This window comes from Hoylesella timonensis S9-PR14 (assembly GCF_000762405.1).
In the GTDB taxonomy this organism is placed as follows: Bacteria; Bacteroidota; Bacteroidia; order Bacteroidales; family Bacteroidaceae; genus Prevotella; species Prevotella timonensis_A.
In genome coordinates this window covers 31,660-43,890 of record NZ_JRPQ01000068.1, presented here as the reverse complement: position 1 = coordinate 43,890, position 12,231 = coordinate 31,660, and the positions used below count along the sequence as shown (strand labels likewise).

8 protein-coding genes are annotated in these 12,231 nt (G+C 40.9%); all 8 read left to right on the top strand.

Translation table 11 applies throughout. The features are described 5' to 3' along the window. Positions 1–401 precede the first annotated feature (401 nt). Positions 402–3,611 (top strand): SusC/RagA family TonB-linked outer membrane protein, encoded by a 3,210-nt coding sequence (locus HMPREF9304_RS03915; RefSeq protein ID WP_036926639.1) that lies wholly within the window; start codon positions 402–404, stop codon positions 3,609–3,611. Between the two features lie 22 nt (positions 3,612–3,633). After that, entirely contained in the window at positions 3,634–5,229 is a 1,596-nt protein-coding gene (locus HMPREF9304_RS03910) for a RagB/SusD family nutrient uptake outer membrane protein (protein WP_036926638.1), read from the top strand. A gap of 11 nt (positions 5,230–5,240) precedes the next feature. Then, complete coding sequence (locus HMPREF9304_RS03905) at positions 5,241–6,044, top strand: endonuclease/exonuclease/phosphatase family protein (RefSeq protein WP_036926635.1); 804 nt, start codon at positions 5,241–5,243, stop codon at positions 6,042–6,044. Positions 6,045–6,053: 9 nt separating this feature from the next. Beyond that, the gene (locus HMPREF9304_RS03900) at positions 6,054–6,845 is read left to right on the top strand and encodes a hypothetical protein (protein WP_036926633.1); all 792 of its coding nucleotides are present in this window, start codon (positions 6,054–6,056) and stop codon (positions 6,843–6,845) included. Between the two features lie 68 nt (positions 6,846–6,913). Beyond that, on the top strand, positions 6,914–8,041 hold the full coding sequence (locus tag HMPREF9304_RS03895; RefSeq protein ID WP_036926631.1) for an alkaline phosphatase: 1,128 nt from the start codon (positions 6,914–6,916) through the stop codon (positions 8,039–8,041). A 144-nt stretch (positions 8,042–8,185) separates the two neighbouring features. Next, a complete protein-coding gene (locus HMPREF9304_RS03890) occupies positions 8,186–9,799 on the top strand; it encodes an MGH1-like glycoside hydrolase domain-containing protein (protein ID WP_036926628.1) in 1,614 nt (537 codons plus the stop codon). A gap of 26 nt (positions 9,800–9,825) precedes the next feature. Next, entirely contained in the window at positions 9,826–10,665 is an 840-nt protein-coding gene (locus HMPREF9304_RS03885) for an ROK family protein (protein ID WP_036926627.1), read from the top strand. A 30-nt stretch (positions 10,666–10,695) separates the two neighbouring features. After that, positions 10,696–12,150 (top strand): PA14 domain-containing metallophosphoesterase, encoded by a 1,455-nt coding sequence (locus HMPREF9304_RS03880; RefSeq protein WP_036926625.1) that lies wholly within the window; start codon positions 10,696–10,698, stop codon positions 12,148–12,150. Positions 12,151–12,231 lie beyond the last annotated feature (81 nt).

Here is a 12,231-nt window from a genome sequence, read left to right as displayed (position 1 = left end):
AAAAAGAAGCCAAAAGATAACAAAACGTATTTCATAAACATTTAATGACTATGTGCGGCGGTAATTCATAGAACCAGCCTTTAATGAAAGAGCCATGTGTTATTTGATGTATTTGCGCATTTTCAATATTAAAATACGCAAATACGTATCTACCTTCAATAGAAAAGTACTAATTTCGCAACATTGAACCGAAGGTCTTAAAATCTAATAAGAAGTTTTCAACAATAAAAGAGAAATACAAGCAACTCATTTATCACGAATAGATTACAAAACTATGAAAAGAACAAGAACCGTATCTATTTTTACCCACTTATGCTAAAAATATAAGCTACGCTAATTATCTTTGCATGGCAAAAAGAGAAATCTAAATCAATTATACTATCACTATTAATTTCAACTGCATGAAGAAGTTTATTTTTTTAGTAGGCAACAAAAACAAGTTGTTCAAAGTCACCGCTTTAACAGCCCTGACACTGTGTTTGCCTACAATGGCATCTGCATATAATGCAAATGCAAACAAGGTAGAGATGAGTCAGCAGAAAGCTGACCACATTACAGGAACCGTAACCGATACTAATGGAGAACCAGTTATTGGTGCTACCATTAAAATTGTAGGTAGCAGCAACGGTACAGTCACAGACGTGAATGGTAAATTTACATTAAACGCCACTCAGAACACAATACTACACGTCTCATCTGTCGGCTTTTCCCCAAAAGAGGTGAAAGTTGTTGGTAGTTCACTGAATATCGTATTGAAAGAAGATACCAACATGTTGTCTGAGGTGGTCGCCATAGGCTACGGAAACCAACGTAAACAAGACCTCTCAACAGCTGTCGCATCTGTAAAGATAGATCAATCCATGAAGAGTCGTCCTTCAAATTTGGCATCCATGTTACAGGGAGCAATGCCTGGAGTAATGGTCCAGAATAATGGTGGAGACCCTCTCTCGGAAGCTTCTCTATCTATTCGAGGACGAGGGTCACGAGGCACTGACCATAGCTATAACAGTGGTGATGGCGTATTATACATTGTAGACGGAGTTCCTGGTGCACCTTACAACATTGAAGATATTGAAACCATCACAGTGTTAAAAGACGCAGCATCAGCAGCCATCTATGGCGCAAGTGTAGGTTCGGGCGGTGTTGTCGTTATCACAACAAAGCAAGCTAAAGAGGGAAAGATAAAGGTGAACTTTAATATATCGAAAAGTATAAAAAGTGCCATCAACCTACCAACTACACTTACAGCCGAACAATACAATAAAGTATGGGCTGATGCTGTTAAAATTTATGGTGGCAAACTTCCCTCTACTGCTAACCCTGCCATATATCCATATGGAAATGTAACACGAACAGATTGGGTAGATGCTATCTTTAGAAAAGGGTACCTTGAGCACTATGCCATCTCTTTTTCAGGAGGAGCAGGCAATCTAAAAGGATTTGCATCAATTAGTTATGACAAGGATACAGGCATTCTGAATAATACATTCGCCAATAAATTGGGAAGCAAGGGAAACATAGACTTTCAAATAAACAAATGGCTAAAACTTAGTGAGCAAGTTACATACCAGCTAACGAATGGACAAGGAAACATAGGAACAGGACACGAAGGAGTTTTACCAAATGCTATTTTCTTTCCACGTTCTGCTACGCTCTATGACACCGATGAAGAAGGTAACATCCTCTACGATGAATATAAGCATCCTCTTTATCATGGAACCACACCAAGATGGGCTGCAGCAAAAGGTATCAGTGGCTACGGTGAATTTAGAAATCCTTTAGCCATGCTGCAAAGGTTAGACCAAAAACGTCCAACACATAAATTATTTTCCACCACATCACTGGAACTCAAACCTATCACTGCATTGACATTAAAATCTCAGTTTACATCTGGACTTATAGACACTGAATTTGATGAATTTATACACAAAATACCCGAGCCAGGAAACCAATCGGAAGAGAATAGACACAACATCGAGCATAGCCGTCTGAGCAACTGGCTATGGGAGAATACAGCCACCTATGCAGAGGTATTCGGCAAACACCATTTAAGTGTCATGGCCGGCTTCACCATGAAATATGACAAATATAAATCTTATGGCATTTACACTACGGGATACGATCAAGAAGACCGTCACTCTTCGACACTCGGACAAGCAAGTGATTGGAGTAAATATAAACCTTCTGAAAACTTATGGGAAGAATCAATGATGTCTTTCTTTGGGAGAATAGGTTACTCGTGGAAAGACAGATATTTTGCGACTACCAGCGTGAGAAGAGATGCCACGTCTAAACTATATAAAAACAATAACTCTGGTATATTCCCTGCTTTGTCAGGATCATGGAAAATCTCATCCGAACCTTTCTTCGCACCGATAAAAAACATTGTTAGTCTCTTTAAGTTACGAGCAAGCTGGGGGCAGGTGGGTAATGTTGCATTAGTACCCAGATATTCATGGAATGTCCCGTTAGGAACAACAGAATGGCCGATTATCTATGGCAAAAATTTGGACAATATCGTATACGGAACTTACGCAGAATCTATAGGAACCAAAAACTTAAAATGGGAAACTACTGAACAATGGGGTGTAGGACTGGACTTAGGCCTATTCAACAACGAGCTGAGCTTAACCATTGACTATTTCAACAAGCATACCAAAGACTTAATTGAGAAAGTGCCAGTCACCTCTGTTGCAGGTATTGCCGTGGAACCATACGGAAACGTAGGTAATGTTGTTAATAAGGGTTGGGAATTCGGTGCCAACTACCAAAAGAAAATACACGGCTTTACATTTGGCCTCAATGCCAACCTTGCTACCGTCCATAACGAAGTGCTTGACTTAGGAGCAAGAAGCACATTGGAACACGATGTCGTGATAAACAGCCAACGTCCACTTCGTTCTACAGTTGGCCATCCTTGGTATTCGTTTTATGTTTTGAAAACAAATGGTATTTTCCAGACGCAAGATGAAATAAACAATTACAAATGGACAGACCCAAAAACAGGCATAAGTAACATTATACAGCCTAACGCTAAACCTGGAGATTTGAAATATGTTGATTTCAATAACGATGGAAAAATTAATGCAGATGACAACCAATATATGGGGAGTTATATGCCAAAAATAACTTTTGGCTTTGGAGGTAATGCATCCTACAAAGGCGTAGATTTCAGTATCCAATTCCAAGGAGTAGGACTATCTACAATTTATAACGGATTCAAGCAAATGACACTCACGGGAAGACAGCAAGGAGGGAACATGTTGAGTTCTATATTAAATGCATGGGATTACGATAAGACTTCAGGCATTCCACGTTTGGCATTAATAAGTGACCCTAATGGTAACTTCACCAATCCATCGGACTTTTATTTGGAAAATGGAAGCTATCTAAGATTGAAGAACATAACTGTAGGCTATACTTGTCCAAAGTCTGTCACACAACTATTGGGTTTCACAAATACCACTATCAGATTCTATCTAAATTGCGAAAATCTCTTAACCATTACAGATTACACTGGTATAGATCCTGAAGTTGGAAACTTTGGCATTGACGCGGGTACATATCCTATTTCACGATCATTTAATTTCGGGCTTAATTTTAATTTCTAACCTTACTAAAATCATCTATAAAATGAATATAAGAAACATCACATTTGCAATATTACTTACTGTACTTGCAAGTAGTTGCAATGACTTTTTAGAATTCGAGCCTTATGGACTGCAGGGTTCTGTCAACTTTTGGAAAACAGAATCAGATGTAGACAAAGCTCTTAATGCGTTCCACGAATTTACATACAAAGAAGGAGTCACTGGACGTGGATTTATGTGGTTTGAAAATTGCAGCGACAATATAGTGACAGGACGTCCCCAAGCAGAAGCCGCACAAATAAAAAACTTTCAAATGTCTGCATCTAATGGTCGCGATGCAAAAGACAACTGGCCCTATATGTATCAATTAATAGCAAAGGCAAACGATGTCTTACGTAATGTTCCCGAGATGAATATATCCAATACGAAAAAAGACAACGCTATTGGACAAGCCCTTTTCTACCGTGCTTTTGCATATTTGTGGTTGGCTCCCTTCTATGGAGACAATGGTCCTAATGGTGGAATTCCTATTGTTACAGAAAAAACGCCAACGGCAGAATTAGACCAACCTCGACCTTCTTCCGTATTGGCAAACTACGACATGATAATTCAGGATATGGAGCAGGCAGCAAGCCTTCTACCCTATTTCTCTGAGCTACCTGAATCAGAATACGGTCGCCCACACAAAGCTGCGGCATGGGCCTTTGCTGCACGTGCGGCACTATATGCGGCACAATTCAATTCTAAGTATTATGATAAAGTAATCGCACTGTGTGACAAAGTCATTAACATGAGCGGAAAAGACAAACGAGGTTTATATCCTAACTATGCTCAGCTATTTCGACCAGAAAACAATTTTTGCCAAGAATACATATTCTCATTGTTGGGCAATGCCAAAGAAGGACCTAAATTCCATGGAATGTCTTTCCAAAACGGAGGTTGGGGATATTTCAACACATGGGGGTACTTTCAGCCAACCTTAGAATTGTATAAAGCTTACGAAAAGAACGACCAGCGGAGAGATGCTACAATATTATACCCTGGACAACACATTCAATTTATTGGTCATAACATACAGTTAGGCGTTAATCCACGTGAGATATCAAGCACCTCTGGTATGCTCTTCAAAAAATTTATGGCACCTTTTGAATCGGCTGACTGTATTGGAAAGACACTTAATCCAAGTGGCAACAATGCCAGCAATACTCTGGGCATGACACTTATACGCTATGCAGATATTATTCTGATGAAAGCAGAGGCACTTATTTGGACTAAAGGAGAAGGAAATTCCGAGGCCATTGGGTTAATAAACCAAATACGTCAACGAGCAGGACTACCTCTTAACTCGCATGCAACAAAAGCCCAATTGAAAAATGAAAGAAGATGTGAACTTGCTTTTGAATTCCAGCCAAGTCGCCATCTCGACCTTGTAAGATGGGGAGATGCGAAGACAGCATACGCCAAGCCTTTACATGGCATCATCTCATCTACTGATGGAATGAAAATTACAAGTATTCAAGAATGCGAAATATGGCCTGCCAGAAACTTCGACCCCGTCAAGAACCAAGTCTTCCCTATTCCAGATTCGGAAGTAAAGAAAAGCAATGGAGGAAATTTAAAGCAAAATAAAGGTTATTAATACATACTGACATGAAAAAGATACTATTAGGAATATTATTACTGTGCGTCATTCCTATTTACGCGCAAGAGACAGTAAAGGTAATCACATTCAACGTCAGGTCATTTGAACCTGATTTTGATACAAAACCTTACGCTGATTTACTAAAAGGAGAACAAGCCGACTTCATCTGTTTAAACGAAGTGGAAAACCGTAGCTCTCGACAACAAAAGAATGGTAAATTCAGGGATGTTGTTCAAGAACTCGCATTAAATCTTCATATGTTTGGAACGTTCGGTTATTCTTATAATCTTTCTAACAAACAAGGTGAATATCCTGAAGCAAATTACAAGTATTGTATGAACGAATTGTATGGCAACGCCATTCTCAGCCGTTATCCCATCATGAACGTCATAAGTAAACAGTTACCTCGCCCTAAAGGTTCTGCCGACCAACGTAGCGTTATCGCTGCAGACGTATTGTTACCATCGGGCAAAACAATCCGCATTATTTCAACTCACCTTGACCATATTGGCGGGCAATTGGAACAAGCAAAAGTAATCACTTCTGACGAAATAACGAGTTCTAACCTCCCAACCATCTTAACTGGCGATATGAATCAGGGAGTTGGTTCTTCAGTCATCAATCAATATCTCACTCGTTACGAAAGAATGGATAACGACAATGGTACATATATGGGAGTGTCCAAAATAGATTTTATCTTTGGTTCGAAAGGACAATGGTATTTACAATCATGCAAAGTTCTTGAGAGATTTCTAAACCAAAAAGAATTATCAGACCACTGTCCTGTATTGTCTATTTTACAACTTAAATAATCATGTCTTATGAAAATTCAATATATCGCAATTGCTTTCGGTTGTCTACTTTTATCCTCATGCCTAAAAGAAGAATGGGGAGTAATACCCAACAATCAGTCCATAGAAGAAAAGAAGGAATGGGACAAGAACAAAACTGTTGATTTTTATTTCATTTCTGAACTTAAAGATAAACCCATAGAAAATTATGGAGAAGTGTCAAACTATATAAACTCCAACGGCAAGAAGATATCCATCGCTGTCGTTGACCGTTCAGACGTCATAAACTACCCACAAGTCTATAATGCTCAGGTAGGTACGACAATACTCGCTGTAAATACTAACCGTTTTAGCAGCTTTGCTTTCCAAAAATATGCAGGAATGAACATAGAGGGGAGTACAATTCTTTTCAACCATAAGATTAATGAAGAAAAAAGCATCCATATTTCAAGTGAATGCAACCTGAAGTATCTTCCTATCATGACAAAAACAAATGTTGAAAAACCTCTTGACATATTGGTGCCATTCTCAACCATACGTTTCAATACCTCTAAACAGATTCGGACAGCTGCTCCTATTCTCAACAGTTTCGCCTCAAAAGAAAAGAATATTATTATAGGAACAGTAAAGAGCAATATTGTTGACGAGTTAAATGGATTGGCAAAAGACATAGTGGGATACAATCTGTCAATTGCTTGCAAAAATACGGATTATGCCATTTTCGTCCTTGCCCCTGCATCCTGGGTCTTAAGAGAAACCGTTCCTGAGAGCATTGGGAAGTTGACTGCATACAAAATTTCTATAGAAGCGAGTGTAGAGTAAAAACCTTAGGACAACTTGACTACTACAAATGTACGTACGGTCAAGTTGTCCTTTCTTATTTGAAAAAAATGAAGATACAACTATCAATTATATTATATTTACTCCTTGGAAGCATCCATTATGGATTTGCACAAAATACCAACATGCAAACATACACCATGGAGCACCCATACAAGGTTGAAAAGCTCAAAGCTCCCAAAGGTAAGAAAGTAAAAAATGTTATCTTAATGATAGGCGACGGCATGTCGCTGATGGATGTCTATGCCGCTTGGGTGTGCAATCGAGGACGTTTATGGCTCGACAACGCACAATACATTGGACTGTCGGCTACTCATTGCACCGATAAGCTCATCACCGACTCGGGCGCAGGTGGCACAGCATTGGCAACAGGACACAAAACGAAATACCATGCTGTAGGGGTTGACCCAGAAGGGAAACCGCTTACAACAATCATAGATCTTGCAAAACGAAAAGGCAAAGATGCGGGAATTGCTGTGACATGTCGCTTATGGGATGCCACGCCTGCCGATTTCTGCTGCCATAACATCAACAGGGATAACGAACAGGAAATCGTAGCTGACTATCCAACCAGTGGCGTTGACTTTGCTTTTGGTGGTGGAGCCAAGTATTTCACGAACAGGAAAGATGGTCGTAACATCTTCGAAGAGTTGAAAAATCAAGGCTACTACATTGCCAGGACGTGGGAGGAATTAGAAAAATGGGAAAGCGGAAAGGTATTCTGCGTGCCTTACGAGGTGGACACTCCCCTTCCTGATGAGCGTGGCGACTTACTTGCTCGCGCTACCATGAAAGGTATCAGCTTAATGAATCAAAACAAGAATGGCTTTTTCATGATGGTTGAAGGGTCACAATTAGACGACTATGGACATTTTAATCAACTGGATATGCTCATGAAAGAACTGCACGACTTTGACCGTACCATTGGTGAAGTCATGAAATGGGCTGCCAAAGATGGTGAAACGTTAGTTGTCGTAACTGCTGACCATGAAACGGGAGGTCTTACTTTACACGGGGGTGACTTAGCAACTGGACGCATTGAAGCAAAATTTGCAAGCACTGGTCACACTGGCGTTATGGTTCCCGTATACGCTTTCGGCCCTGGTGCAGAAGAATTTACTGGATTCATGGACAATACGGAAATCTTCTGGAAGATTAAAAAACTGATGCGACTATAATTGTGGATTGCTCTATTCGTCTCAAAAATCGTCAATACTCTAAATTACACTTACCAGTCACACATAAGATACAAACAAAAAACTGGAATGTACTATAAAGAAATCCTATCGCAAGATAACTTATCAAAGCTTACATCATCAATTATGCTGAAAAAACTTAATCAACTTCTTCTCTTCCTCGGTATCATGTTGCCACTGAACATGATGGCACAAAACCTAATATCGTCGGGGTCACCTTTGTACAAACTTCCTTACAAGAACACCTACGTCATGGAAACGTTAGTGGCAGAGAACAGTTTTCGTACGGCTAAGGTTGAGAAGACCCAACCGGGAACCTTTGCACAAGCCAAAAAAGTGTTGCCATCTCCCTATTGGGAAGGGCACAACAAGGAAATAGAGATGTACTGGAAGGCATGGGAAATAGGGATTAAAAACATCTGTCAGCCGTTAGATGACTCTGGATTTGTAACCAGTTATATCGCTCCAGCCTACAATGGAAACATCTTTATGTGGGACAATGCCTTTATCACGATGTTCTGCCGATATGGTAAAAACTTCTTCCCATTTCAAAAAAGCTTAGACAACTTTTATGCCAAGCAACATCCCGACGGCTTTATTTGTAGAGAGATACGTGCCGATGGTAGCGATTGTTTCGGCAGATACGACCCTACCAGCACGGGTCCCAATATTCTGCCATGGTCCGAATGGCTGTATTATACACAGTTTGGCGATGACAATCGGCTCAACAAGGTCTTCCCTGTACTGGCAGCATACTACAAATGGTTAAAGCTAAATCGTACTTGGCGCAATGGTACTTATTGGTCGAGTGGCTGGGGAACGGGCATGGATAACATGCCACGAGTACAAGACGGATACAACACCATCTACAGTCATGGACACATGATATGGTTAGATGCCTGCTTGCAACAAATTATGGTGGCTAAGATTTTGTTGAAAATGGGCTTCTACTTGGAACGTTGGCAAGAGATAGAAACCTTCGAAGATGACATAAAGCACCTTTCACAATACATTAACGACAACATGTGGAGCGACAAAGATGGCTTTCTCTATGACCAATATGCAGACAACAGTCTTAGCACTACACAAGGTATCTATGCCTATTGGGCGCTACATACCGACGTGTTGTCCAAAGAACGGTTGGACAAACTGGTTGCTCACTTGACCGATACCACGAAGTTTAATCGTCCGCATCGCATCCCTTCCCTCTCGCATAGTCATCCTAAATACAAGGCTAATGGGCGTTATTGGGTTGGAGGCGTATGGCCAGGCACCAATTACATGATCATCTCCGGGCTCGTAGACAAAGGATATCGGCAGTTGGCATGGGATATTACCATGAATCATTATAACAACGTGCTGGAGGTATACAAGAAGACTGGTACTTTCTTTGAATATTATGCACCCGAAAGTAGCAATCCCGGCTTCATGGCTCGCAAGGACTTTGTGGGTTGGACAGGGCTTCCTCCCATTGCCGAGCTCATCGAATACATCTTTGGCATTAGAGCTAACCATGAACAGAACACCATTACCATGGATGTCAACCTGTTAGATGCTTATGGCATTGATAAGTATCCTTATGGTCAGGATGGACTTATTTCCTTCAAAGTACAAAAACGCAACTCTAAAGAGGAGAAGCCTAAGGTCACTATTCAAACGAACGTACCCTTTAAAGTCATCTTACTTTGGAGTGACAAAAAATTAGAACAACAGGTTGGGGTTGGTAAACATTCCCTCTAACACTTTTATTGATAAAAAAAACAAACATGTATCAAACAACGACAACATGTATAGCCATCGACCTTGGTGGCACCAATCTTAGAGCTGCGAGAGTAAGAAATGGGCAAATTGAAGCCTCCTTGCAAGAGCCATGCCTTGCCAACGGAACTCAAAATGAAGTGTTAGAGCAAATCGCACAAATGATAACACGGCTCAACCAATCATCAGTTGAACGCATAGGCATAGCAGTACCCTCCATTGTAGATTACAAGAAGGGCATTGTGTACCATGTTCAAAACATACCTTCGTGGACAGAGGTACATCTAAAGGAAATTCTTGAACAACGCTTTAACTTGGAAACAAGGGTAGACAATGACGTGAATTGCTTTGTTGCCGCAGAGAATGTGCTGGGAGCGGGGCAACCTTTCAGAGACTTTGTAGGCATCACCTTGGGAACAGGTGTCGGTGCCGGCATCGTTATCAACAAAGAGGTGTACCGAGGAGTTCATACTGGTGCTGGCGAAATCGGCTGTATTCCTTATTTGGATAGCATCTACGAAGACTACACCAGCAGTCAGTTGTTCAACAAATGGCATACAACGGGGCAGCAAGAAGCATTGAAAGCCGCACAAGGAGACCAAGCCGCACTCGAAAAATGGAAAGAATTAGGCTTCCATTTAGGAAAATTATTGCAAGTAATTCTGTACGCATACAACCCAGAAGCCATCATCATCGGAGGCGGAATCTCTTTGTCGCACTCTCTCTTTGAGCAATCAATGTATGAGTCGATGCACGAAAATTTCTTGTTCCCGAAAGAAGCCGAAGGCGTTCAAATCATCTTTTCTAAGCTCAAAGACAGTAATATTTTAGGCGCTGCCCAATTATAAAATTTATTCATTTATCCATTCTTACAAATAATGAAAAAGTCACTTTTCTTGTCATTGCTATTGACATTCCTAACCACCTTTAATGTATGGAGTCAACACACGTTCCGTTTCCATGACGGAAAGTTTAGGATAGCTCAATTTACAGACATTCACTGGGATGCGAAATCAGCTAATTGTAAGCAAACTTCAGCAATCATTCAGGAGGTCATACAAACTGAAAAGCCCGACATCGCCATTCTTACAGGCGACATTGTAACCGAACAACCTGCCGCAGAAGGTTGGAAATCAATCATCCAAATCTTTGAAAATTCTCATCTGCCCTTTGTGGTTGTAATGGGAAATCATGATGCCGAGGTGAGGAGTAAAAAAGAAATATACCAACAGCTTACAGCCTCTCCCTATTACGCAGGATGTATAGGGGCAACCAACATCACGGGGTATGGCAACTGTTCTATTCCTATTTATTCTTCAAATAAGAGCAGCGACAAACCAGCAGCCTTGATTTATTGCATTGACTCCAACGACTATCAGCCAATCAAAGAGTATGGTGCATACGATTGGATACACTTTGACCAAATACAATGGTATCGGACAGAAAGTAAGAAATATACCCAAGCCAACAGTAATAAGCCACTCCCAGCACTTGCTTTCTTTCATATACCGCTGGTAGAGTTCAAGCATGTCGTGGCTCGCAACGATTACTTGGGGAACTATGGAGACGGTGAGGTCTGTTCATCCAATATCAATTCGGGCATGTTTGCTTCCTTCATCGACATGAAAGATGTAATGGGCGTGTTTTGCGGACACGACCACGACAACGATTTTATCGGCATGGAATATAATATTGCCTTAGGTTATGGTCGTGCGAGTGGTCTTGATGCGTATGGAAAAGTAGACCGTGGCGGTAGAATCATCGAGCTATACGAAGGTCAGCGCAAATTTGACACATGGGTACGGACAGCCAAGAAGAAAGAAGACACTTTCTACTATCCGTCTGCACTCACATCGAAAGATGAACGAACGATGAACTATCTGCCAGCAAAACCTGTGAAGCCATCCAAGCAGGGGGTAGCATACACGTATTTTGAAGGTAAGATTAAGCACACCAAAGACATTCACACGTTGAAAAAGGTAGAGAGTGGAACAATGAAAAACTTCTTTATCAGCAACGCAAAGCAAAACGACCATTTTGCTTATATCTTCCGTGCATACATCCAAATAAAAGAACGTGGCGTATATCGCTTCTACACCTACTCAGACGACGGTAGCAAATTATTGATTGATAACCAATTGGTTGTTGACAACGATGGCGGACACAGTGCACGAAGAGCTGAAGGAAAAGTGGCACTCGAGCCAGGTTTTCATGAAATTGAGGTTCGATACTTTGAAGACTACATGGGACAGGAATTGCAGGTAGGCTATGCCAGTCGCAATATCACGGAGCGTCCATTACCCGACAACATCCTTTTCTTGCCACAACCGTAAAGCAAACCATATCCCTCAAGAAAAATGCGTATGAACAAAAATCCCACCGTTTCGGTTTGTTCATACGCATTGCATTTTTGT